At 72.5% G+C, this 23402-nt stretch carries 23 protein-coding genes and 1 pseudogene; 19 read left to right on the top strand and 5 right to left on the bottom strand.

Features of this window, described 5'->3' with window-relative positions; translation table 11 throughout:
- The 11 genes from folK (at position 1) to ACH9D2_RS04855 (ending at position 10931) form a co-directional block, all read left to right on the top strand.
- The gene (gene folK, locus ACH9D2_RS04905; protein ID WP_396361633.1) at positions 1–531 is read left to right on the top strand and encodes a 2-amino-4-hydroxy-6-hydroxymethyldihydropteridine diphosphokinase; all 531 of its coding nucleotides are present in this window, start codon (positions 1–3) and stop codon (positions 529–531) included.
- A gap of 12 nt (positions 532–543) precedes the next feature.
- A complete protein-coding gene (locus tag ACH9D2_RS04900) occupies positions 544–1113 on the top strand; it encodes a DUF3180 domain-containing protein (RefSeq protein ID WP_396361632.1) in 570 nt (189 codons plus the stop codon).
- A gap of 10 nt (positions 1114–1123) precedes the next feature.
- Positions 1124–1636: a PH domain-containing protein gene (locus ACH9D2_RS04895; RefSeq protein WP_396361660.1), complete on the top strand. Its 513-nt coding sequence runs from the start codon at positions 1124–1126 to the stop codon at positions 1634–1636.
- Positions 1633–3147, top strand: coding sequence for a PH domain-containing protein (locus ACH9D2_RS04890; RefSeq protein ID WP_396361631.1), 1515 nt, complete (start codon positions 1633–1635; stop codon positions 3145–3147). The genes ACH9D2_RS04895 and ACH9D2_RS04890 overlap by 4 nt, the downstream gene beginning before the upstream one ends.
- Entirely contained in the window at positions 3144–4082 is a 939-nt protein-coding gene (locus ACH9D2_RS04885) for a DUF2520 domain-containing protein (RefSeq protein ID WP_396361630.1), read from the top strand. Before ACH9D2_RS04890 ends, ACH9D2_RS04885 begins: the two co-directional genes overlap by 4 nt.
- Positions 4079–4936 carry a pantoate--beta-alanine ligase gene (gene panC / locus ACH9D2_RS04880; RefSeq protein ID WP_396361629.1) on the top strand — a complete coding sequence of 286 codons (858 nt, stop codon included), beginning with the start codon at positions 4079–4081 and terminating at the stop codon, positions 4934–4936. Before ACH9D2_RS04885 ends, panC begins: the two co-directional genes overlap by 4 nt.
- Positions 4937–4980: 44 nt before the next feature.
- On the top strand, positions 4981–6504 hold the full coding sequence (lysS, locus tag ACH9D2_RS04875; RefSeq protein ID WP_396361628.1) for a lysine--tRNA ligase: 1524 nt from the start codon (positions 4981–4983) through the stop codon (positions 6502–6504).
- Positions 6505–6580: 76 nt separating this feature from the next.
- Positions 6581–6796, top strand: coding sequence for a hypothetical protein (locus ACH9D2_RS04870; RefSeq protein ID WP_396361627.1), 216 nt, complete (start codon positions 6581–6583; stop codon positions 6794–6796).
- A 262-nt stretch (positions 6797–7058) separates the two neighbouring features.
- Positions 7059–7388: a histone-like nucleoid-structuring protein Lsr2 gene (locus ACH9D2_RS04865; RefSeq protein ID WP_396361626.1), complete on the top strand. Its 330-nt coding sequence runs from the start codon at positions 7059–7061 to the stop codon at positions 7386–7388.
- 322 nt (positions 7389–7710) lie between these two features.
- Positions 7711–10275 (top strand): AAA family ATPase, encoded by a 2565-nt coding sequence (locus ACH9D2_RS04860; RefSeq protein WP_396361625.1) that lies wholly within the window; start codon positions 7711–7713, stop codon positions 10273–10275.
- 128 nt (positions 10276–10403) lie between these two features.
- Positions 10404–10931 carry an amino-acid N-acetyltransferase gene (locus ACH9D2_RS04855; RefSeq protein ID WP_396361624.1) on the top strand — a complete coding sequence of 176 codons (528 nt, stop codon included), beginning with the start codon at positions 10404–10406 and terminating at the stop codon, positions 10929–10931.
- Here ACH9D2_RS04855 and ACH9D2_RS04850 read toward each other — a convergent pair.
- On the bottom strand, positions 10915–11892 hold the full coding sequence (locus tag ACH9D2_RS04850; RefSeq protein WP_396361623.1) for an HhH-GPD family protein: 978 nt from the start codon (positions 11890–11892) through the stop codon (positions 10915–10917). The genes ACH9D2_RS04855 and ACH9D2_RS04850 overlap by 17 nt on opposite strands.
- A gap of 24 nt (positions 11893–11916) precedes the next feature.
- Between ACH9D2_RS04850 and ACH9D2_RS04845 the strand changes: the two genes are divergently transcribed.
- Positions 11917–12648, top strand: a complete 732-nt coding sequence (locus ACH9D2_RS04845; RefSeq protein WP_396361622.1) for a hypothetical protein — start codon at positions 11917–11919, stop codon at positions 12646–12648.
- 16 nt (positions 12649–12664) lie between these two features.
- Here the strand turns inward: ACH9D2_RS04845 and disA are convergent, their stop codons facing one another.
- Genes disA through ACH9D2_RS04830 form a run of 3 tightly spaced genes read right to left on the bottom strand, consistent with a single transcriptional unit; the run spans position 12665 to position 15612 of the window.
- Positions 12665–13741 (bottom strand): DNA integrity scanning diadenylate cyclase DisA, encoded by a 1077-nt coding sequence (gene disA, locus ACH9D2_RS04840; RefSeq protein ID WP_396361621.1) that lies wholly within the window; start codon positions 13739–13741, stop codon positions 12665–12667.
- Between the two features lie 7 nt (positions 13742–13748).
- On the bottom strand, positions 13749–15176 hold the full coding sequence (gene radA / locus ACH9D2_RS04835; protein ID WP_396361620.1) for a DNA repair protein RadA: 1428 nt from the start codon (positions 15174–15176) through the stop codon (positions 13749–13751).
- Positions 15177–15225: 49 nt separating this feature from the next.
- Entirely contained in the window at positions 15226–15612 is a 387-nt protein-coding gene (locus tag ACH9D2_RS04830; protein WP_396361619.1) for an ArsR/SmtB family transcription factor, read from the bottom strand.
- Between the two features lie 84 nt (positions 15613–15696).
- Between ACH9D2_RS04830 and arsB the strand changes: the two genes are divergently transcribed.
- The 3 genes and pseudogenes from arsB (at position 15697) to ACH9D2_RS04815 (ending at position 17684) form a co-directional block, all read left to right on the top strand.
- Entirely contained in the window at positions 15697–16791 is a 1095-nt protein-coding gene (arsB, locus tag ACH9D2_RS04825) for an ACR3 family arsenite efflux transporter (RefSeq protein ID WP_396361618.1), read from the top strand.
- Between the two features lie 56 nt (positions 16792–16847).
- A pseudogene (locus tag ACH9D2_RS04820) lies at positions 16848–17231 on the top strand (arsenate-mycothiol transferase ArsC); the annotation flags it as partial.
- Between the two features lie 15 nt (positions 17232–17246).
- Entirely contained in the window at positions 17247–17684 is a 438-nt protein-coding gene (locus ACH9D2_RS04815) for an arsenate reductase/protein-tyrosine-phosphatase family protein (protein WP_396361659.1), read from the top strand.
- 31 nt (positions 17685–17715) lie between these two features.
- Here ACH9D2_RS04815 and ACH9D2_RS04810 read toward each other — a convergent pair whose 3' ends face one another.
- A complete protein-coding gene (locus tag ACH9D2_RS04810) occupies positions 17716–18864 on the bottom strand; it encodes an FUSC family protein (protein ID WP_396361617.1) in 1149 nt (382 codons plus the stop codon).
- Positions 18865–19161: 297 nt separating this feature from the next.
- On the opposite strand from ACH9D2_RS04810, the gene pstS reads away from it, so the two are divergent.
- The 4 genes from pstS (at position 19162) to pstB (ending at position 23375) form a co-directional block, all read left to right on the top strand.
- Positions 19162–20274: a phosphate ABC transporter substrate-binding protein PstS gene (gene pstS / locus ACH9D2_RS04805; RefSeq protein ID WP_396361616.1), complete on the top strand. Its 1113-nt coding sequence runs from the start codon at positions 19162–19164 to the stop codon at positions 20272–20274.
- Between the two features lie 175 nt (positions 20275–20449).
- Positions 20450–21385 (top strand): phosphate ABC transporter permease subunit PstC, encoded by a 936-nt coding sequence (gene pstC / locus ACH9D2_RS04800; RefSeq protein ID WP_396361615.1) that lies wholly within the window; start codon positions 20450–20452, stop codon positions 21383–21385.
- Complete coding sequence (gene pstA, locus ACH9D2_RS04795) at positions 21385–22518, top strand: phosphate ABC transporter permease PstA (RefSeq protein ID WP_396361614.1); 1134 nt, start codon at positions 21385–21387, stop codon at positions 22516–22518. The genes pstC and pstA overlap by 1 nt, the downstream gene beginning before the upstream one ends.
- A 77-nt stretch (positions 22519–22595) precedes the next feature.
- Positions 22596–23375, top strand: coding sequence for a phosphate ABC transporter ATP-binding protein PstB (pstB, locus tag ACH9D2_RS04790; protein ID WP_396361613.1), 780 nt, complete (start codon positions 22596–22598; stop codon positions 23373–23375).
- Positions 23376–23402 lie beyond the last annotated feature (27 nt).

Here is a 23402-nt window from a genome sequence, read left to right as displayed (position 1 = left end):
GTGGGCACCCTGGCCGTCCTCGCCCTCGGCGCCAATCTCGGCGACCGGGAGGCCACGCTGCGCCGGGCCGCCCGCGACCTGGCCGCCCACCCGCGGATCACGCTGACCCGCGCGTCGCCCATCGTGCGCTCCAAGCCGGTCGGCGGACCGGCCGGTCAGGGGGACTACCTCAACGCCGTCGTCGAGGTGGAGACCGACCTGAGCCCCTTCGGGCTGCTCCGGGCCTGCCAGGAGGTGGAGGAGCGCCACCTCCGGACCCGCCTCCAGCGGTGGGGGCCGCGCACCCTCGACGTCGACATCGTCGTCTACGGCGACCTGCACCTCGACGAGCCGGACCTCACCGTGCCCCACCTGCGCGCCGCCACCCGCGCGTTCGTGCTCGTGCCCTGGGCCCTCATGGATCCCGGCGCGACGCTCGAGGGGCGCGGCGTCGCCGAGCTGGCCCGCCGGGCGGCCGACCTCGGCGGCCTGGGGCCCGACACGATCCCCCTGCTGGACGAGCTCCCCGCCCCCGGCGGGGACGGGGACTGAGGAGGAGCCGCCGTGCACGTGCTCACGGTCCCGGCGCTGCTGATGTGCGCCGCCGCCGCCGGCGCCGTCGGCTGGACCGCCAACCGGCTGTCGACGGGGGCGGGCGGGCCGCTGCTGATCCTGCCGTGGGCCTCGCTCGCGGCCCTCGCCGCCGTCGCCGTCGCGCTGCTGGTGCTCGGCGTGCGGGTCAAGCGCCACCAGGAGGGCGAGCACCCCGAGCGCTTCGACCCGCTGGTCGCGGCCCGCACCGCTGCCGGGGCGCAGGCGGTGGCCTGGGCGGGGGCGATGCTGACGGGCTGGCACGCCGCCGTCGCGGTCGAGCAGCTCGCCCTCGTGTCCGTGCGCTCCGACCAGGGACCGCTGTGGGCCAGCCTGGTCCACGCCGGGGCCGGGCTCGTCCTGGTGGTGGTGGGCTGGATCGTGGAGGGCTTCTGCAAACTGCCGCCGGACGATCCCGACGCGGAGGAGGGGGCCGAGTACCGTAGGGGACGGCAGAAGGAGCTCCCCGAGGGAGAAGGTGGTTATGCCCGAGAGATCCGCCCACGGGCCCGTCGGCGGCCCCGTGGCCGGGACGCCCGGTGACCGGGTGCCCCTGAGCAACCCCGCGATCGACCCCGAGGGCCTGGCCTGGACCCGGGTCTCGCCCCGGCACATCACCGTGGTGGTCCTCTCCACCCTCCTCTCCACCCTGTTCTGGCTGGCGGCGCTGGGCTGGCCGGCGGTGCTGGCGGCCACGGGCGTCTGGCCCGGCGCCCCTCTGGGCCTGCTGCTGCTCCTGCCCGCGGCCGTCCTGGCGGCGGGCCTGCTCTCCGTGCTCCTGGCCCCCCGGCGGGTCCGGGCGATCGGCTACGCCGAGCGCGGCGAGGACCTGCTCGTGCGGCGGGGCCTGCTCTACCAGCGGGTCACGGTCATCCCCTACGGGCGGATGCAGTACGTGGACGTGTCGGTCTCCCCGCTGCAGCGCAGCTTCGGCCTGGCCACCGTGAAGCTGCACACCGCGGCCGTGGGCAGCCACGCCGAGATCCCCGGGGTGGAGCACGCCGAGGCGTCCCGGCTGCGCGAGCGGCTCACCGCGCGCGGCGAGGCCCTCCTGGCGGGCCTGTGAGCGCTGCGCCCGCCCCCGCGGCGGCTCCGCAGTGGCACCGTGTCCACCCGCTGACGCCGGTGGTCAAGGGGTGGCTCGCGATGCTCGTGATCGCGGGGGCCGTCGTCAACATCCTCCTCGACGACCTCGTCGACGCCTACCTCGGCCGCGGGGACGCCGTGCCGCCCCAGGACTTCGACCCCGCACGGATGGGCGCCGTCTTCTGGTGGGCGCTGGCCGGGATCGTGGTGGTCGTGCTCCTCGTGTTCGCGGCGGCCGTGCTGGTCTCGTGGTGGTTCACCCGCTACCAGGTGACCCCGGAGCACGTGCGGATCCGCTCCGGGGTGCTCTTCCGGCAGGAGCGCCAGGCCCGGCTGGACCGGGTGCAGGCCATCGACATCCACCGCCCGTTCCTGCCCCGGCTGCTGGGGCTGGCCGAGCTGCAGTTCGAGGTGGCGGACGCCGGGCAGTCGGCGGTGTCCCTGTCCTACCTCACCCACCCCCAGGCCCGCGCGCTGCGCGGCGAGCTGCTGGGCCGGATCGGCCAGGCCGCCCCGGGACAGGGCCCCTCCGTCCCCGCGCCCGGTGCGCCCCTGCGGCGGCCGGCGCCCTGGGCGGTGACCGGCGACCAGGAGCGTCCGGTGCTCGGGGTGCCGGTGCCGCGGCTGATCGGGTCCGTGCTCGCCTCCGGCTCCGCCGTCGCCCTGGCCGTGCTGCTGGCCGCCGCGCCGGTCGCCCTCCTGGTGGACCCACGGACCGGGCCCGCGATGCTGGCGGCCTGGCTGCCCGGTCTGATCAGCTTCGGGGCCATCTCCTACCGCCGGGTCGAGCAGGGCTACCACTTCCGGCTGCTGCGCGTCCCCGAGGGCATGCGCGTGCGCTACGGCCTGTTCGACGTCCGGTCCCAGACCGTCCCCGCGGGGCGGATCCAGGCGCTGGGCGTGGACCAGCCGCTGCTCTGGCGGCCCTTCGGCTGGTACCGGGTGCGGGTCAACGTGGCCGGCTACGGTCCCGCCGCGGGGGAGAGCGACGCCATGCGCTCCACCCTGCTGCCCGTCGGCACCCTGTCCCAGGTGCAGCAGGTCCTGCACCTGGCCCTGCCCGGCGCCCGGGACGGGGACCTCGCGGCGCTGCTGCGGGAGGGCCTGCACGGGCTGGGCGGGCAGGGCCGGTTCACCACCTCCCCGCGCCGGGCCCGGTGGCTCGACCCCCTCGTGCACCGCCGGACCGGCTTCGCCGCGACCGGCGACGTCCTCGCCGTGCGGTCCGGGCGGCTGGGCCGGCGCACCGCCGTGCTGCCGCACGAGAAGACCCAGTCGGTGGCCGTGAGCCAGGGACCGCTCGAGCGGGCCCTGGGCCTCGCCGACGTCCACCTGCACTCCACGCCGGGCCCCGTGACCGTGGCGGTCCCGCACCTCGACGCCGGGGACGCCCGGGCGCTCGCCGCCGCCCAGGCGGTGCACGCGGCCGGTGCCCGTAGACTGGCCGACGGCCCGGACCACCCCCAGACCCCCCGGCAGGAGACAGCATGACCCACCCGTCCGACCGCCCGGGACGCCTCGGGGTCGGGGTCGTCAGCGCCGGGAAGGTGGGCGCCGTCCTGGGCGCCGCGCTGCGCGCCGCCGGCCACGCCGTCGTCGGCGTCAACGCCGTCTCCGAGGCCAGCCGGGACCGGGCCGAGGCCCTCCTGGCCGGGGTCCCCGTCCTCGAGGTCCCGTCCGTGCTCGAGCGCGCCGAGCTCGTGCTGCTCGCCGTGCCCGACGACGAGCTGCCCGGGCTCGTGCAGGGCCTCGCCGACGCCGGGCTGTGGCAGGCCGGCCAGCTCGTGGTGCACACCGCGGGCCGCTGGGGGACCGGGGTCCTGGACCCGGCCCGCCGGCTCGGGGCGATCCCGCTGGCGATCCACCCGGCGATGACCTTCACGGGCATGAGCCTGGACCTGGCCCGCCTGAGCGACTGTTCGTTCGGGATCACGGCCCCGGGCCCGGTGCTGCCCATCGCCCAGGCGCTGGTCGTCGAGATGGGCGCCGAGCCCGTGGTGGTGGCGGAGGCCGACCGCCCGCTCTACCACGCGGCCCTCGCCCACGGCGCCAACCACCTGATGACCGTCGCCGGGCAGTCCATGCAGGTGCTCCGCGACATCGGGGTGGAGCAGCCCGACCGCATGGTCGGGCCGCTGCTGCGGGCCACCCTGGACAACGCCCTGGCCGCGGGGGAGTCGGCGTTGACCGGACCCGTGGCCCGCGGCGACGCGGGGACCGTGGCCGCCCACCGGGACGCCCTGGACGAGTACGCGCACGGCCACGGCGGCGACGACGTCTTGCTGGCCTACCTGGACCTCGCCCGCGTCACCGCCCGCCGCGCCCTGGACCGCGGCCTGCTCGACCGCCCGCGCTACGACGCCGTGCTCGCCGCCCTCGAGCTCACCCACGGAACCGGCGGTGCCGACGGGGAGGACGCCCCGTGAGCACCCCCGCCGCCCCCCGCGTCTGCCGGGGCGTCGGCGAGTTCCGGGCCGCCCTCGCCGGCCGGCTCGGCGCGGTGCAGGAGCCGCCGTCGCTGGGGCTCGTGCCCACCATGGGCGCCCTGCACGAAGGGCACGGCCACCTGGTGCGCCTCGCCCGGGAGGAGAACGCCGTGGTCGCGGTCTCGGTCTTCGTCAACCCGCTGCAGTTCGGCCCGGACGAGGACTTCGAGCGCTATCCGCGCACCCTGGAGGCCGACGTCGAGCTGCTCTCCCGGTTCGGGGCCGACCTCGTGTTCGCCCCGTCCGTGACGCAGATGTACCCGGACGGGGAGCCCCTCGTGCGCGTCACCTCCGGCCGGCTCGGCTCCGTGCTCGACGGCGCGAGCCGCCCCGGCCACTTCGACGGCGCCCTGACCGTGGTCAACAAGCTCCTCAACATCACCGCCCCGCCCGCCCCGGCCGCCTTCCGGGCGTACTTCGGGGAGAAGGACGCCCAGCAGCTGCTCCTCGTGCGCCGGATGGTCGCCGACTTCGACCTGCCCGTCACCGTCCGGGGCGTGCCCATCGTGCGCGACGACGACGGGCTGGCCCTGTCCTCCCGCAACCGCTACCTCGACGCCGCGCAGCGCCGGTCCGCGCTCGTGCTCCCGCGCACCCTCCGCGCGCTCGCCGCCGGGGAGCTCGACCTCGGGGCCGCCCGGCGGCGGATCGACGCCGAGGACCGGGTCCGGCTCGACTACCTCGTCGTCGTCGACCCCCGCACCCTGGCGCCGGTGGAGCCGGCGCCCGGCGCCCTCGCCCTCGTGGCGGCCCACGTGGGCGGCACCCGGCTGATCGACAACCTCGTGCTCTGAGCGCCCCGGTCGGGATTTGACCCCTCCCGTTATCCTGGACAACTGTGACCAACGCGCAGAACACCTCCACGACCGCCCAGGACGAGGCCGAACAGGCCGAGCTCTCGGACCAGATGCAGTTCCGGCTCGCCAAGCGCGCCCGGCTCCTCGACTCGGGCCGGGAGGCCTACCCCGTGGGCGTGGAGCGCACGCACACCCTCGCCGAGGTGCGGGAGGCGCACGGGCACCTCGAGCCCGGCGAGGAGACCGGGCAGTTCATCGGCGTGGCCGGGCGCGTGGTCTTCGTGCGCAACACCGGCAAGCTGTGCTTCGCGACCCTCCAGGAGGGGGACGGCACCCGGCTGCAGGTCATGCTCTCCCTGGCGAAGGTGGGGGAGGAGTCCCTGGGCGAGTGGAAGTCCCTGGTGGACCTCGGCGACTTCGTGGCCGTGCACGGCGAGGTGATCGCCTCCCGCCGCGGCGAGCTCTCCGTGATGGCCGACGCCTGGTCCATGGCGTCGAAGGCGATCCGGCCCCTGCCCACGCTGCACAACGAGCTCAACGAGGAGACCCGTGTGCGCCGGCGCTACCTCGACCTCATCGTCCGGCCCGAGGCCCGCGACGTCGTCGTGAAGCGGGCGCGGATCATCCAGACGGTGCGCAACGTCCTGGTGGAGCGCGGCTACGTGGAGATCGAGACGCCGATCCTGCAGCTTCTGCACGGCGGGGCCACGGCCCGGCCGTTCGAGACCCACCTCAACGCGTTCGACCAGGACATGACCCTGCGCATCGCCACGGAGCTCTACCTCAAGCGCGCCGTGGTCGGCGGGATCGAGCGGGTCTTCGAGATCGGCCGGGTCTTCCGCAACGAGGGCGTCGACTCCTCGCACAGCCCCGAGTTCACCACCCTGGAGGCCTACGAGGCCTACGCCGACCAGTTCACGATGGCCGAGCGGATCAAGGAGATCATCCTCGCTTGCGCCGACGCCCTGGGGGTCGACACCATCGAGACGGAGAAGGGCACGATCGACCTGCGCGGGGAGTGGCGCTGGCTGTCCGTCTATCCCGCCCTGTCCGAGGCCGTGGGGCAGCCGATCACGCCGGGAACGCCCGTGGAGACCCTGCACCGGATCGCCGAGGAGCACGAGGTGCCCGTCGGCCCGATGTGGGACGCGGAGAAGTACGTGCTCGAGCTGTTCGGCGAGATCGTGGAGCCCACCCTGGTCCAGCCGACCTTCGTGTGCGACTACCCGCCCTCGGCGCAGCCCCTCGCCCGTCAGCACCGCTCCGAGCACGGCCTGATCGAGGCCTGGGACCTGATCATCGGGGGGATGGAGCGCGGCACGGCGTTCTCCGAGCTGATCGACCCCGTGGTCCAGCGCGAGCGGCTCACCGAGCAGTCCCACCGGGCCGCGGCCGGCGACGACGAGGCCATGCGGCTCGACGAGGACTTCCTGCGCGCCCTCGAGCACGGTGCCCCGCCCATGGGCGGTCTGGGCCTGGGCCTGGACCGGCTCATCATGCTCTTCACCGACCTGGGGATCCGGGAGACCATCCTGTTCCCCCTCATGAAGCCAGAGCAGGACTGACCCCGGGGGCCGCGGCCACGCCGCGGCCCCCGCCGTCACCAGCCGCCGCCCAGATCTCCCCGGGAGAATCGCACCCATGGAATACATCGCTGTCCTGCTGCCCTCGATCAGCATCGGCATCATCTTCTGGTTCGTCCTGCGCTGGATCTTCCGCGGCGACCGCACGGAGCGCGCCGTCGAGTCCCGCTCGCAGGAGGACGCCGAGCGCTGGTACGAGGAGCTCAAGCGGCGCGACGGCGACGACCTGCCGTTCGGCCGTCCCCCGCGCCGTGGCCGCCGGACGGAACGCTGAGGCCCCGCTCTCCGTCCTCCGGGCCTTTCCGATGAATTCGAATTGGTGCCGGTTTTGTCCGCATTTCCGTGCTGTTGAATTCCGTTCCGGAATTGTAGGATAAACTCGACGACGCCGGGAGTTCGTTCTCCCGGGGGTCGCCGGAATTCACGATCCGGATCAACCGGTCCGACACGGGGGAATCAGCACCGCCTCAGGACACGCCGTCTCCCGGCGTGTCCGGGGAAAGACGATCGCCGAGAGGCGGAGGAGAGTTCCAGTTATGGCACAGACCGTGAAGATCATTCTCGAGGACGACCTCGACGGCGGGCCCGCCGAGGAGACCGTGCGCTTCGGTCTCGACGGCGCGCAGTACGAGATCGATCTCTCCGAGGAGAACGCGGCCAAGCTGCGCGACGCCGTGCGGCCGTTCATCGCCAAGGCGCGGCGCGCCCAGAGCAAGCAGACGCCGAAGCAGGCGCGCCCGACCGGGAAGTCCAACCCGGACACCGCGGCCATCCGGCAGTGGGCCCGGGAGAACGGTCACCCGGTCTCCGACCGCGGCCGCATTCACCAGGACGTGCAGAAGGCGTACTACGACGCGCACAAATAGGAGCGCGCGCTCACCGCTCCGCACAATAGGAGGAGGGACCGGTTCACCGGTCCCTCCTTTCCCCTTTCCGGGTCCGGAGGGACTACTTTCGGCGGTGGACGGGTCCGGTTTTGACGGTGGACGGGTCCGGGCGCGAATTCTCTCCCCATTCTTTTGATGACCTGCGCTCTTGTCGGGGCGGACGCAGGCGGCGGAAATTGCCGCACGCTGTTGCGGGGTCGTCCGCGCCCCCGGCGCCGGTCTTCTCGCCGGTGGCGAACAGCCCCCCGTTCGTCCGCACGGGTGCGTAGCATCGGGTGCAGACATCGACTGAGGAGTATCCATGTTCGAACGCTTCACCGACCGCGCCCGCCGGGTCGTGGTGCTGGCCCAGGAAGAGGCCAGGATGCTCAACCACAACTACATCGGCACCGAGCACCTGTTGCTCGGGCTGATCCACGAGGGCGAGGGAGTGGCCGCGAAGGCGCTCGACTCGATGGGCATCACCCTCACCGGCGCCCGCGAACAGGTCCAGGACATCATCGGGCCGGGCCAGCAGGCCCCGTCCGGGCACATCCCCTTTACCCCGCGGGCGAAGAAGGTCCTCGAGCTCTCGCTGCGCGAGGCCCTGCAGCTCGGCCACAACTACATCGGCACCGAGCACATCCTGCTGGGCATCATCCGCGCGGGCGAGGGCGTGGCCGCGCAGGTGCTGACCAAGCTCGGCGCGGAGCCCCAGAAGGTGCGCTCCACCGTGCTGGAGCTGATCTCCGGCTACCAGGGCGGGGGCACCCCCGAGAAGGAGGGCGCCGGCGTGCGCTCGGCCGGTCAGTCCGAGGGCACGCCCGCGGGCTCGGCCGTGCTGGACCAGTTCGGCCGCAACCTCACCGCGGCCGCCCGCGAGGGCAAGCTGGACCCGGTCATCGGGCGGTTCCGCGAGATGGAGCGGGTCATGCAGATCCTCTCCCGGCGCACCAAGAACAACCCGGTGCTGATCGGCGAGCCCGGCGTGGGCAAGACCGCGGTGGTCGAGGGCCTCGCCCAGGCCATCGTCCGCGGCGACGTCCCGGAGACGCTCAAGGACAAGCACCTCTACACCCTGGACCTCGGTTCCCTCGTGGCGGGCTCCCGCTACCGCGGCGACTTCGAGGAGCGGCTCAAGAAGGTGCTCAAGGAGATCCGCACCCGCGGCGACATCATCCTGTTCATCGACGAGATCCACACCCTCGTGGGCGCCGGTGCGGCCGAGGGCGCGATCGACGCGGCCTCCATCCTCAAGCCCATGCTGGCCCGGGGCGAGCTGCAGACCATCGGCGCCACGACCCTCGACGAGTACCGCAAGCACATCGAGAAGGACGCGGCCCTCGAGCGCCGCTTCCAGCCGATCCAGGTGGACGAGCCCTCCGAGGCCCACGCCGTGGAGATCCTCAAGGGCCTGCGCGACAAGTACGAGGCACACCACCGCGTGTCCATCTCGGACGACGCCCTCGAGGCGGCGGTGCACCTCGCCGCGCGGTACGTCTCCGACCGCTTCCTGCCGGACAAGGCGATCGACCTGATAGACGAGGCGGGCGCGCGCCTGCGGATCAAGCGGATGACCGCACCGCCGGAGATCAAGGAGCTCGACGACCGCATCGTCGAGGTGAAGCGGCTCAAGGAGGCCGCGATCGACGGCCAGGACTACGAGAAGGCCGCCTCGCTGCGCGACACGGAGCAGAAGCTCATCGCGGAGCGGGACGAGAAGGACCGTGCCTGGCGCGACGGCGGCGACGAGCTCGCCGAGGTGACTCCCGAGGTCATCTCCGACGTGCTCTCCGCCTCCACGGGAGTGCCCGTCTACAAGCTCACCGAGGAGGAGACGGGCCGTCTCCTGCACATGGAGGACGAGCTGCACAAGCGCATCATCGGCCAGGACGACGCCATCAGGGCGCTCTCCCGGTCGATGCGGCGCACCCGGGCGGGCCTGAAGGACCCGAAGCGCCCCGGCGGGTCGTTCATCTTCGCCGGGCCCACGGGCGTGGGCAAGACCGAGCTCGCGAAGGCGCTGGCGGAGTTCCTCTTCGGGGACGAGGACGCCCTCATCACCCTCGACATGTCCGAGTACCAGGAGAAGCACACCGTGTCCCGGCTCTTCGGCGCCCCTCCGGGCTACGTGGGCTACGAGGAGGGCGGCCAGCTCACCGAGAAGGTGCGCCGCAAGCCGTTCTCGGTGGTGCTCTTCGACGAGGTCGAGAAGGCGCACCAGGACCTGTTCAACTCGCTGCTGCAGATCCTCGAGGACGGTCGCCTGACCGACTCGCAGGGCCGCGTGGTGGACTTCAAGAACACCGTGATCATCATGACCACGAACCTGGGCACCAAGGACATCTCCCGGGCCGTCCCGGTCGGTTTCCAGACCGGTGTGGACCCCGCGTCCAACTACGAGCGCATGCAGGCGAAGGTCCAGGACGAGCTCAAGGAGCACTTCCGGCCCGAGTTCCTCAACCGCGTGGACGAGATCATCGTCTTCCCGCAGCTCACCGAGAACGAGATCGTGCAGATCGTGGACCTGTTCGTGGCCCGGCTGCAGGAGCGGCTGCGCGACCAGGGGATGTCGATCGAGCTCTCCGACTCCGCGAAGCGCTGGGTCAGCCGCAAGGGCTACGACCCGTCCATGGGCGCCCGTCCGCTGCGCCGCACCATGCAGCGGGAGATCGAGGACCAGCTGTCCGAGAAGATCCTCTTCGGGGAGATCAGCACCGGCGAGAAGATCTTCGTCAACACCGACGGCGAGGGGGACGCGGAGAAGCTGACCTTCTCCTCCACCCCGATGTCCGACCTCACGGGCGACGGCATAGTCGACCCGATGGGCGGCCTGGAGGACGTCGACGTCTCCCGCGGTGACGGCGAGAACCGCTCCGAGGGCTGAGTCCGTCCCACCTCCGCCGAGGGCCCGCCGCGCACCCGGCGGCGGGCCCTCGGCGTCCACCCAAGTGGGGACGGCCTCGGGGGGTAACCCCCGAGGGGCGTGCGTGTTCGCAAGCGTACACTTGCCGCGTGACCGACCTGCGCCTGCGACCAGCCCGTACCTCCGACGTTCCCGCCATCAAGGACCTCGTGGCCCCGCTGGCGCGCGCCGGGGTGCTGATCAACAAGGACACGGTCGCCTACTACGAGGGCATCCAGGAGTTCCTGGTGATGGAGGCGGTCGGCGACGAGCAGGCCGGTCTCGTCGGCTGCGGCGCGCTGCACGTGATGTGGGAGGACCTGGGCGAGGTCCGGACCCTGGCCACCTCCGACGCGTGGCGGGGCCGCGGGGTGGGGCGCACGCTGCTGGGCGGGCTGATCGAACGGGCCCGCGCCGTGGGAGTCTCCCGCGTGTTCTGCCTGACCTTCGAGGTCGACTTCTTCAGCCGCTACGGCTTCGAGGTCATGCCCAACCAGAACCAGGTCGACCCCGACGTGTTCGCCGAGCTGCTGCGCTCCCACGACGAGGGCGTGGCCGAGTACCTCGACCTGGCCCGCGTGAAGCCCAACACCCTCGGCAACACCCGGATGCTGCTCGAGCTCAGCCCGGAAGCCTGACCCCGCCGGGCCCGGCGACGGCCAGCCCGTCCCGCACCAGCCCCTCCAGGGCGCGCAGTCGCTGCTCCTCCGGGGCCTCCAGTCCGTGCAGCGCGTCCAGGGCCCGCAGGGCCTCCGGCGGCAGGCCCGCGCCCGTCGCGACGTCCACGGGGCCCGTGAGGTGGAGCGCCGGGACCGGCGCCGACCCGGCCCTCAGCACCGCCATGATCGCCCCGCGGACCTGGCGGTCCGTGCCGTGCCAGCGCTGGCCCCGGGGGGTCTCGACGGGCTCGGGCCGGCCCGCGGCGACCCACGCGCACGCGTCCCGCACCGGGCACTGCTCGCACCGGGGCGAGCGGGCCGTGCAGACGAGGGCGCCGAGCTCCATGACCGCCTGGTTCCAGCGCACCGCCAGGGCGTCGTCCTCCGGCATCAGCTCCTCTGCGAGCCGGAGCTCCGCGGCCGTCAGCGACCGAGACGGCAGGGCCCGGCCAGTGACCACCCGGGCGTGCACGCGGCGGATGTTCGTGTCCACCACGGTCTGCCGGTCACCGAACGCGAAGACCGCGACGGCGGCGGCCGTGTAGGCGCCCACGCCGGGCAGGGCCAGCAGCGCGTCGTGCGAGGCCGGGACCCGGCCCCCGTGCTGCTCGGTGATCTCGACGGCGGCCGCGTGCAGGCGCAGGGCCCGCCGCGGATAGCCGAGCCGGCCCCACGCGCGCACGGCCTCCCCGGTGCTCTCGGCGGCGAGGTCGGCCGGCCGTGGCCAGCGCTGCATCCACGCCCTCCACACGGGCAGCACGCGCACCACGGGCGTCTGCTGGAGCATGAACTCGCTGACCACGACCCCCCACGGGGAGCAGGACGGGTCCCGCCACGGGAGGTCCCGGGCGGCGTCGTCGAACCAGTCGGTCACGGCCTGGTGCAGGCCCGGCAGTCCGGGTCCCGCGGCCGGAGTCGGGGCTGTGTGCGGGGAGCTCATCGGAGTCCACTGTAGCCTGGGGGCATGGCACAGAAGGGTTCCGGGAGCACCCCCCACGGACGGTCGGGGAACGGTCACGACGACGACGGAGGAGCTCCCCGCCACCCCGGATCCCGGCGCGAGAGCCCCGAGGTGTACCGGCGCCGCCGGCTCGTGGCGGCCCTCGCGGCGGGCGTGCTGCTCGTGCTCGTGGCCGTGGGACTGGTCTCGGCCGTCGCTGGCATGCTGGGCCCCGAGGAGACGGGGGACGCCCCGGCCCCGGACGAGGCCACGGCGTCCGCCGCCGCGGCCTCGCAGGAGCCCTTCGCGGACTTCACGCCGAGGCCGGACGAGAGCGCGCCGGCGTCGGAGTCCGCGACGGAGGGGCCGGTCGAGGAGTGCGGCGCCGAGCTCGCCGTGCGGGCGTCCACGGACCGGGAGAGCTACGCCGAGGACGTGCAGCCGGTCCTCGTGCTGACCCTGGAGAACACGGGGGAGGACCCCTGCCGCGTCAACGCGGGCACCTCCCGGATGGTCTACGAGGTGACCTCGGGGTCGGACACCGTCTTCGACAGCAGGCACTGCCAGGCCGGTTCCGAGGACGCGGAAGTGACGCTCGAGCCCGGGCAGGAGGAGAGCGCCCGGCTGACGTGGAACCGAGCGCGCACCGCCGAGGGCTGCACGGAGGCGGGGGGCGAGGCCCAGCCCGGCTACTACCGCCTCGTGACCTCCCTCGGGGAGCGCACCGCCGACCCCGCGCCGTTCGTCCTGGAGTGAGCGCGCCGCGCGCGGCTCACATGAAGCGTTCGAGCAGGCTGGTCTCGGCCATCCGGGAGAGGGACTCGCGCACCGTGCGGGCCCGCTGCTCGCCGATGCCCTCGACCGCCTTGAGGTCCTCGAGGTTGGCGGCCATCAGGGACTGCAGGCCGTCGAACCGGCGCACGAGCCGGTTGGCCACCGCCCGCGGCATCGACTTGATGCCCTCCAGCAGCCGGTAGCCGTGCGGGTGCAGCTCCGTCTCGAGGCTGCCCTGCGGCTCGACGAGGCCCACCGACACCGCGATCCGCTGCAGGTCGATGAGCTCCGTGGGGGTGAGCTCCGCGAGGCGCCCCAGTCCCTCCTCGATGCCCTCCGCGGGGGTGCCGTCGGGCAGGTAGTCGCGCAGCACCACGTCCGGCCCCGGGCCGGTGCCCGCGGTGAGCTCCTCGAGCTGCAGGGCGATGAGCCGCCCGTCCACGCCGAGCTCGAGGACGTACCAGCCGATCTCGGAGGAGATCCGCCGGACCATCTCCATGCGCTGCAGGGTCAGCGCGACGTCCCGCACCGTCACGGACGCCTCGATCTCGAGCGAGGAGAGGTTGCCGAGCACCTGCTCCATCCGGTGGCTGTAGTGCTCGAGGGTCTGCAGGGCCTGGTTGGCGCGGGCCATGATCGACTGGGAGCCCTCGATGGCGTAGCGGGTCTCGCCCACGTAGATCGTGATGACGCTCATGGACTGGCTCACCGAGATCACCGGCACCCCGGTCTCCTTGGCCGTGCGCTCCGCGGACCGGTGCCGGGTGCCGGACTCCGTGGTGTCGATCGAGGCGTCGGGGACGAGCTGGACCCCGGCCTTGAGGATGCGGGTGGCGTCCCGGTCGCAGATGATGGCCCCGTCCATCTTGGCCAGTTCCCGCAGCTTGGGCGCGGAGCAGTCGGTGTCGATGTCGAAGCCGCCGGAGCAGATGGCCTCGACGGAGCGGTCGAAGCCGAGGACGATCAGCCCGCCCGTGCGCCCGCGCAGGATCCGCTCGAGACCGGTGCGCAGCTCGGTGCCGGGCGCGATGCGGGCCAGCGTCTTGCGCAGTGCGTTCTCAGGGGTCTTCGCCACGGTCACATCATACGGCCGCGGCGGTCTGCCGCTTCCGGGCGGGCGCGGCGGCGGAGGCCGGGAAGAGCAGCTCCATCGCGTCGCTGATGGTGGTCACCTCCCGGACGGTGAAGCCCGCCGGGATCGGGCCCGGCCCGGTGGGGCTCGCGGGCACGACCGCGTGGGTGAAGCCCAGCCGGGCGACCTCCTGGATGCGGCGCCCGATGCCCGGGACGGGCCGCACCTCCCCGGCCAGGCCCACCTCCCCGAAGCACACGAGGCGCTGCGGCAGGGGCCGGTCCTGCGCGGCCGAGGCCAGTGCCATGGCCACGGCGAGGTCGGTGGACGGCTCGGTGAGCTTCACGCCGCCGACCGTGGAGACATAGCAGTCCAGTCCGGCCAGGTTCACGCCGGCCCGCCGCTGCAGGACGGCGAGCAGCATGGCCACCCTCGAGGAGTCGAGACCGGCGGTGGCCCGCCGGGGCTGGGCGGTGGAGGATCGGTCCAGCAGGGCCTGCACCTCGGCGAGCAGGGGGCGGCGGCCCTCGAGGGTCACCGTGAGGCACGTGCCGGAGACCGGCATCGCCGTGCGGGAGACGAACAGGCCCGAGGGGTCCTCCACACTCGTGATCCCGGTCTCGGTGAGGTCGAAGCAGCCGACCTCGTCCGTGGGGCCGTAGCGGTTCTTGACCGCCCGCAGCAGCCGGATCCGGGAGTGCTTCTCGCCCTCGAACTGGCACACGACGTCGACCAGGTGCTCGAGCAGCCGAGGTCCGGCGATGGAGCCGTCCTTGGTCACGTGGCCCACGAGCAGCGTGGTCATGTTCCGCTTCTTGGCCGCGGCGATCAGGGAGGCCGCGACCTCGCGGACCTGCGTCACCCCGCCCGCGGAGCCCTCGACCTCGGCGCTGGCCAGGGTCTGCACGGAGTCGACCACGAGCAGGCGGGGGGAGATCGTCTCGATGTGGCCCAGCGCCGTGGCCAGGTCCGTCTCGGCGGTGAGGTACAGGGTGGGCGCCACGGCGTCGATCCGGTCCGCGCGCAGCTTCACCTGCGCCGCGGACTCCTCGCCCGTGACGTAGAGGACGTCGCGGGTGCCCTCGCCCGTGCCCTCCGCGAAGCGCGCGGCGACGTCGAGCAGCAGCGTCGACTTCCCGACCCCGGGCTCGCCCGCCATCAGCACCACCGCTCCGGGGACGAGCCCGCCGCCGAGGACGCGGTCCAGCTCCGGCACCCCGGTGGGCGCCGAGGCCGCCACAGTGGCGTCCACCTGGGCGATGGGGCGGGCCGGGTCGGCGATGGACCGGGCGGCCGTGGTGCGGGCCTTGTGCTCGCCGATCTCCTCGACCGTGCCCCACGCCTGGCACTCCCCGCACCGGCCCACCCACTTGGCCGTGGTCCAGCCGCACTCGGTGCAGCGGTAGGCGGGGGAGTTGCGGCGGGTGCGGGTGCTCATGGCCTCCAGGCTAGCCGCCGCGTCGGACGGCCCAAGCGCCGCGGCCGGCTCAGTGCAGGTCGAGGAAGGTGCGCAGCTCCGCGAACGCCTCGGGCACCACGGAGTAGTGCGCCCACTTGCCCCGCTGCTCGCGGGTGAGCAGGCCGGCGTCGACGAGCTTCTTCATGTGGTGGCTGACCGTCGGCTGGCTGATGCCGAGGTCGTCGGTGAGGCTGCACACGCACACGGTGTCGCAGCCCTGGGCGGCCACGTGGGAGAGCAGGCGCAGCCGGGTGGGGTCGGCCAGGGCCTTGAGCAGGCCCGCCACGCGCTGGGCGTCGTCGGGACCCATGGGTCCGCCGGAGAGCGAGCAGCACTCCGTGGCCGGTGCGCCGGGGGCGCACCGGGTGGCGGCCCCGGCGGCGACCTGGGGGTCGAGGTCCGGTGCAAGAGTCATCACCCCATCCTACATTGACGACTGTCGATGCAACACGTACTGTGCGGAATAGATGCCCGTCGATACGAAGAGGTCTCCGCGCCCATGAGCAGCACCACCACCGCCCCCGCCGTCCATCAGGGGGTGATGAAGGACCTGTCCTTCCTCGACCGCTGGCTGCCCGTCTGGATCATCGCGGCCATGCTCGCCGGTCTCCTGCTGGGGCGTTTCGTCCCGGGGCTGGACACCGCCCTGGAGGCCGTGCGGATCGGGGAGGTGTCCGTGCCGATCGCGATCGGGCTGCTGGTGATGATGTACCCGGTGCTGGCCAAGGTCCGCTACGACGAGACCCGCCGCGTGGCCGGTGACCGGCGTCTGCTGGGCGCCTCCCTGGTGCTGAACTGGATCGTGGGCCCGGCCCTGATGTTCGCCCTGGCCTGGATCTTCCTCCCCGATCTGCCGGAGTACCGGACCGGGCTGATCATCGTGGGGCTGGCCCGGTGCATCGCGATGGTGCTGATCTGGAACGACCTCGCCTGCGGGGACCGGGAGGCGGCCGCGGTGCTGGTGGCGATCAACTCGGTCTTCCAGGTCGTCGCCTTCGGCGCCCTGGGCTGGTTCTACCTCCAGGTCCTGCCCGCCTGGCTGGGGCTGCCGACCACCTCGGCGGAGTTCTCCGTGTGGTCCATCGTGATCTCGGTGCTGGTGTTCCTGGGGATCCCGCTGGTCGCCGGGTTCCTCACCCGCACCCTGGGCGAGAAGGCCAAGGGCCGGGAGTGGTACGAGGGCACGTTCCTGCCCAAGCTGGGGCCCTGGGCGCTGTACGGGCTGCTGTTCACCATCGTGCTGCTCTTCGCCCTGCAGGGGGACGCGATCACCTCCAACCCGTGGGACGTGGTGCGGATCGCGTGGCCGCTGCTGGTGTACTTCTTCCTCATGTTCGGCATCGGGCTGCTGGCCTCCCGCGCCCTGGGGCTGAACTACGCGAAGTCCACCACCGTGGCCTTCACCGCCGCGGGCAACAACTTCGAACTCGCCATCGCCGTGGCCATCGGCACCTTCGGGGTCACCTCCGGGCAGGCCCTGGCCGGGGTGGTCGGCCCGCTCATCGAGGTCCCGGTGCTGGTCGGCCTGGTCTACGTGTCCCTGTGGGCCGGGCGCGCCCTCTTCCCCGGTGACCGCACCGTCCCCACCCGCTGAGCCGGTCTCCTCAGCCGGCCGCGTCCCTGCCCGTCCTCCTCGTCCCAGGAGCACCGATGACCAGCACCCAGCCCTCCGTCCTGTTCGTGTGCGCCAGGAACGGCGGCAAGTCCCAGATGGCCGCCGCCCTCATGGACCACCACGCCCGCGGTGCGGTGGCGGTCCACTCCGCCGGCACCACACCCGGCAGCAAGATCAACGCCCTGTCCGCCGAGGTCGTCGCCGAGCTCGGCGCGGACATGTCCTCCGGAACGCCGAAGCCCATCGACCCCGTCCTGCTGCGCACCGTGGACCGGGTCGTGGTCCTGGGCGGCGAGGCGGAGGTCGAACCGGTCGAGGGCATGACCGGGAGCATCGAGACCTGGCACACCGACGAGCCCCCCGCACGCGGGATCGAGGGCGCCGAACGGATGCGCCTGGTCCGCGACGACATCGACGTCCGGGTCCGGGGGCTGCTGGACGAGCTCACCGCGGGGCACGCGCCCCGGCCCAGCGTCCTGTTCGTGTGCGTGCACAACGCCGGGCGTTCGCAGATGGCCGCCGCCTACCTCACCCACCTCTCCGGCGGGCGCATCGAGGTGCGCTCGGCCGGCTCCGCCCCGGCCGACTCGGTGAACCCGGCCGCCGTGGAGGCGATGGCCGAGGAGGGCATCGACATGAGCGCCGAGACCCCCAAGTTCCTCACCGACGAGGCGGTGCAGGACTCCGACGTGGTGATCACCATGGGCTGCGGGGACGCCTGCCCGTTCTACCCGGGCAAGCGGTACGAGGACTGGAAGCTGGAGGACCCGGCCGGGAAGGGTGTGGAGTCCGTGCGCCCGATCCGCGACGACATCAAGGCCCGGGTCCAGCGGCTCGTCGCGGAGCTGCTCCCCGCCGACACCACGGGGTGAGGGCCCGGGGGACGGCGGCGCACCACCGTGCTCAGGCGCGGTCCCAGCCCTCGAGCCGGGGGAGCTGGGCGCGCGCCTCCTCGTGCGTCATCCCGGCCGCCTCCAGGAGGTCCACGACCATCGGGCGCATGTCCAGCACCAGGGTCTCGCCCTCCATGGTGCGCACCCCCATCTGCCCGGGGTGCAGGCGCCCGGCCACGTTCGCCAGCTCGTTGCGGGCCTGACGCAGGTAGCTCTCCCGGGACCCGGGCGAGGCCACCGCGAGCGCGTTGCCCAGGGTGGTGACGGCGTCCGCGAGGTCCTCGAGGGCGTCTGTCATGGTGGCCACGGCCTCGTCCGAGAGCGTCACGTGATCGAGCACGGAGGCGAGGCGGCGGGTGAGGACCCGGGCGTTGCGCACGGCGAGGTCCAGGTAGCGGATGGAGTGCGCGATCCCCTCGATCTCCACGCGGCGGCCGCGGTACAGGGGCGAGGCCGTGACGATCTCGAGGGAGGACTTCAGCCCGGACGTCACCGAGTCCACCAGCGGCTGGGTCTGACGGGCCCGCACGAGCGCGTGCCAGGCGGCCGTGGCGTCGTAGGCCTCCATGGCCCGGCTCGCCTCCCGGAGCACCCCGGAGAACTCGTCGACGAGCGCCCGCAGGCCCTGGCGCGGCTGGCTCCGCGGGTCCGTGGGCACGAAGTAGGCCATGGCCAGGGCGCACAGCCCGCCCACGACCGCGTCGGTGGAGCGGGCGAAGACCCCGTCCTGGGACGGCGGCAGCAGGACCACGAGCACGGACTGCAGCCCCATCTGGGTGGTGAACAGCGTGCCGTTGTCCAGGAAGCGGGCGAGCAGGATCGAGGTCATGAGGACCACGCCGGCCTGCCATACGCCCGTGCCCAGGACGTGGATCAGCGTGTCCCCCACGGCGATGCCGAGGGTGCAGCCGATCGACACCTCGAGGACCCGCCGGTAGCGCAGCCCGCCCGTCGCGAAGCCCAGCGACACCAGGGCCGCCGTGGCCGCGAAGATGGGCCCGGAGTGACCCAGCAGCTGCTCGGCGATCAGGTAGGCCCCGACGCTGGCGACCGTGATCTGGAAGCTCTGCAGCACGCCCGTCCGGACCCGCGTGAGGCCGACCCGGGTGCGGCTGCGCACCGCGCGGGCCGCGGCTCGCGCACGGTCGCCTGGCTGCATGGGGCCATCCTAGGCGAGCGCCAAGGGGCCGTCGGCGGGCGCGCCCGACCCGCCGCGCCCGCCCGGAGACGGGGGACGCGTGTGAGATCCGCAACTCCGGCACGGCTCCGGAGGCCGGTGTTCACCCTCCGTTCACCTTCCCGGGCCAATCTGGCCACCTGCGTTCCCTAGCGTCTCTCGGTGAGAGGTCCGCGGGTCGACCGCAGATCCACCTCTTGCACCGGCCCGGAAGTCCTCCGGCGCCACGTTGGACCACGGCCCCGTGACGGGCCACGACTGTGATTTGAGGGGCAACTAGTGAAGGCATCCCACCTCGGCCGTTCCGCGGCCGTCCTGGCCATCGGCACGCTCGCGCTCACCGCGTGCGGTTCGGACAACGCCACGGGCCAGGCCTCGGACTCCGCGGAGACCGCCGCGGGCTCCGGCGTCTCCGGCACGCTGACCGGCATCGGGTCGTCGGCGCAGAACGCCGCGATGACCGCGTGGCAGAACGGTTTCCAGGAGGCGAACCCCGAGGCCACCGTGCAGTACTCCCCGGACGGCTCCGGCGCGGGCCGCGAGGCCTTCACCGCCGGCGGCGCGGACTTCGCGGGCTCCGACGCCTACCTCGACGAGGAGGAGTACGAGGCGTCCAAGGAGGTCTGCGGCCCCGAGGGCGCGTTCCACGTCCCCGCCTACATCTCCCCGATCGCGGTGGCCTTCAACCTGCCGGGCGTCGAGACGGTGAACATGGACGGTGAGACCATCGCCCAGGTCTTCACCGGTGAGATCAAGACCTGGAACGATCCGGCCATCGCCGAGCTGAACCCCGACGCGGAGCTGCCGGACACCCCGATCACCGTGGTGCACCGCAACGACGAGTCCGGCACCACCGAGAACTTCCAGGAGTACCTGGCCGCGGCCGCCCCCGAGGTGTGGACCGAGGAGGTCTCCGGCAACTGGCCGTCCCAGTGGGCCGCGGAGAACAACAAGGGCACCGCCGGCGTGGTCCAGTCCACCAACGCGACCGAGGGCGCCATCACCTACGCGGACGCCTCTGCCGTGGGCGACCTCGGCACCGTGGCCGTGGGCGTCGGCGAGGAGTACGTGGCGTACTCCCCGGAGGCCGCCTCCGCCGCCGTCGAGAACTCCACCCCGGTCGAGGGGCGCGCCGAGTACGACATGGCGATGGACCTCGAGCGCGACACCACCGAGTCCGGGACCTACCCGATCGTGCTCGTGTCCTACGAGATCTTCTGCCCGCAGTACGATGCCCAGGAGACCGCTGACCTCGCGAAGGCGTTCGGCGAGTACGTCATCAGCGAGGAGGGGCAGCAGGCGGCGGCCGAGGCCGCGGGCTCCGCTCCCATGTCCGAGAACCTGCGCACCGCCGCGCAGGAGGCGATCGACCAGATCACGGTCGCCGGCTGATCCAGTTCTGCTGGTCCCGTTCGGTGCGGGCCCGGGCTCTCCCGCCCGCGCCCGCGCCGAACGGGACATTCGTGTGTGAGGCGACTTCCCCGTGAGGCGCGTCACCGGACCCACGCGCCGGGACACCACCCCGTCCCCGCGCCATCCGTGTCAGGCAATCGAAGGGGCACCCGACATGTCCACCACCGTCACCACCAGGAAGACCGCCGCCGGCGGCAAGGCGGGCGACTCGATCTTCTCCGGGCTCAGCCTCGGGGCCGGCGTGCTGATCCTCGCCGTCCTGGCGGCCGTGGCGCTGTTCCTGTTCCTGCAGGCGCTGCCCACCTTCCAGGCCCCCGCCGAGGAGATCTCCGGGGGCGCCGGCTTCTGGTCCTACATCTGGCCGATGGTCATCGGCACGGTGATCGCGGCCGTGATCGCCCTGGTGATCGCCACCCCGATCGGCGTGCTGGTGGCCCTGTACATCTCCCACTACGCGCCGGCGAGGATCGCCAAGCCCGTGGGCTACGTCATCGACCTGCTGGCGGCGATCCCGTCGGTGATCTACGGAGCCTGGGGCACCACCGTCCTGGCCTCCTCGGTGGTGCCCTTCTACGACTGGCTGTCGACCAACCTCGGGTTCATCCCGATCTTCAGCGGCCCTGCCTCCCAGACCGGCAAGACCATGCTCACGGCCGGGGTCGTGCTGGCCATCATGATCCTGCCGATCATCACGGCGATGTCCCGGGAGCTGTTCGTCCAGACCCCGAAGCTCCACGAGGAGGCCGCGCTGGCCCTCGGCGCCACCCGGTGGGAGATGATCCGGATGACGGTGCTGCCCTTCGCCCGCCCCGGCATCATCTCCGCGGTGATGCTCGCCCTGGGCCGCGCGCTGGGCGAGACCATGGCGGTGGCCCTCGTGCTCTCGAGCGGCCCGCTCACCTCCTCGCTCGTGCAGTCCGGGAACCAGACCATCGCGGCGGAGATCGCCCTCAACTTCCCGGAGGCCTACGGACTGCGGCTGTCCGAACTCATCGCCGCGGGCCTGATCCTCTTCGTGATCACCCTCGTCGTGAACATGATCGCCCGCGCCATCGTCGCCCGCTACAAGGAATTCTCGGGAGCCAACTGATGTCCTCCACCGCCTTCCGCAACCCCACGCCGGTGCGCCCCTCCTCGCCCCGCCGGCCGATGCTCACCCGCAACCAGAGGCCGAAGTGGCTGGTCCCCGTGATCGGAGCCGGCGCCGTGGTGGTGGGGGCGGCCCTCGCGGCCCTCCTGGGCTTCTCCACGGCCCTCTGGGCCGTCCTCGCCGCCGCGGTCTTCCTGGTCGCCGCGCCGGTCGTCGTCTCGGTGATCGAGGGCAGGCGCAAGGGAGCCGACTCCCTGATGACCTACCTCGTCTACACGGCGTTCGTCCTGGCGGTGGTCCCGCTGATCTCCGTGATCTGGACCGTGCTCGCCAACGGGCTCCCCGGCCTGACCTCCAACCTGCTGCTGACCTCCATGAACGGTGTCACCGGCGCCACGGACAACGCCGCGGCCGCGGGGGACGGGCCCGTGCTGGGCGGCGCGTACCACGCGATCGTGGGCACCGTGTCCATCACCTTCTGGGCCACCCTGCTGTCGGTCCCCATCGGCCTGCTGACGGCCATCTACCTCGTGGAGTACTCGAAGGGGGGCTGGCTGGGACGCGGCATCACGTTCTTCGTGGACGTCATGACGGGCATCCCCTCCATCGTGGCGGGCCTGTTCGCCGCGGCCCTCTTCGGGCTCCTGCTCGGTCCGTCCACCCGCTTCGGCTTCGTGGCGGCGGTCGCGCTGACCGTGCTGATGATCCCGACGGTCGTGAAGAACACCGAGGAGATGCTGAAGATCGTCCCCAACGAGCTGCGCGAGGCGGCCTACGCGCTGGGCGTGCGCAAGTGGCGGACGATCCTCAAGGTGGTGATCCCCACCGCGATCTCCGGCATCGCCTCCGGTGTCACCCTGGCGATCGCCCGGGTGATCGGGGAGACCGCCCCGCTGCTCGTCACCGCCGGCTTCGCGACGGCGATCAACTGGAACGCGTTCTCCGGGTGGATGACCACGCTGCCCACGTTCATCTACTACCAGATCATGACGCCCACGTCCCCGACCAGCCCCGACCCCTCGCAGCAGCGCGCGTGGGCCGCGGCGCTGCTGCTGATCCTGATCGTGATGCTGCTCAACCTCGTCGCCCGGCTGGTCGCCAGGGCCTTCGCCCCCAAGGCCGCCGGCCGCTGACGCGGGCGGCACTCCCACCGGACCTCCCGCACGCACCTCCCGCACGCACCACTGCGAGAAAGAAGCAAGGAACACACATGTCCAAGCGAATCGACGTCGACCACCTCAATGTCTACTACGGCGACTTCCTGGCCGTCGAGGACGTCAGCATGGGGATCGACGCCCGGTCGGTGACCGCGTTCATCGGCCCGTCCGGCTGCGGCAAGTCGACCTTCCTGCGCACCCTCAACCGCATGCACGAGGTCATTCCCGGCGCCCGCGCCGAGGGCCAGGTGCTCCTCGACGGGGAGGACCTCTACGGCCCCGGCGTGGACCCCGTGGTGGTGCGCTCCATGATCGGGATGGTCTTCCAGCGCCCCAACCCGTTCCCCACCATGTCCATCCGCGACAACGTGCTCGCGGGGGTGAAGCTCAACAGCAAGCGGATCTCGCGCGGCGACGCCGACGCCCTCGTGGAGAGCTCCCTCCAGGGCGCCAACCTGTGGAACGAGGTCAAGGACCGCCTCGACAAGCCGGGCTCGAGCCTCTCCGGCGGCCAGCAGCAGCGCCTGTGCATCGCCCGGGCAATCGCGGTGAAGCCCGACGTGATCCTGATGGACGAGCCGGCCTCCGCCCTGGACCCGATCTCCACCCTGGCGATCGAGGACCTGATCAACGAACTCAAGCAGGACTACACCGTGGTCATCGTGACCCACAACATGCAGCAGGCCGCGCGCATCTCGGACCGGACCGCGTTCTTCAACATCCAGGGCACCGGCAAGCCGGGCAAGCTCATCGAGTACGGCCACACCTCCGAGATCTTCAGCAACCCCCGGGAGAAGCAGACGGAGGACTACGTGTCCGGCCGCTTCGGCTGAGTTCCCACGGCGACGACGACGGGCGCC

The sequence above is a fragment of the Kocuria rhizosphaericola genome, from assembly GCF_044462205.1.
GTDB classification, from domain to species: domain Bacteria; phylum Actinomycetota; class Actinomycetes; order Actinomycetales; family Micrococcaceae; genus Kocuria; species Kocuria rhizosphaericola.
This window is presented reverse-complemented; position numbering and strand designations above follow the sequence as displayed.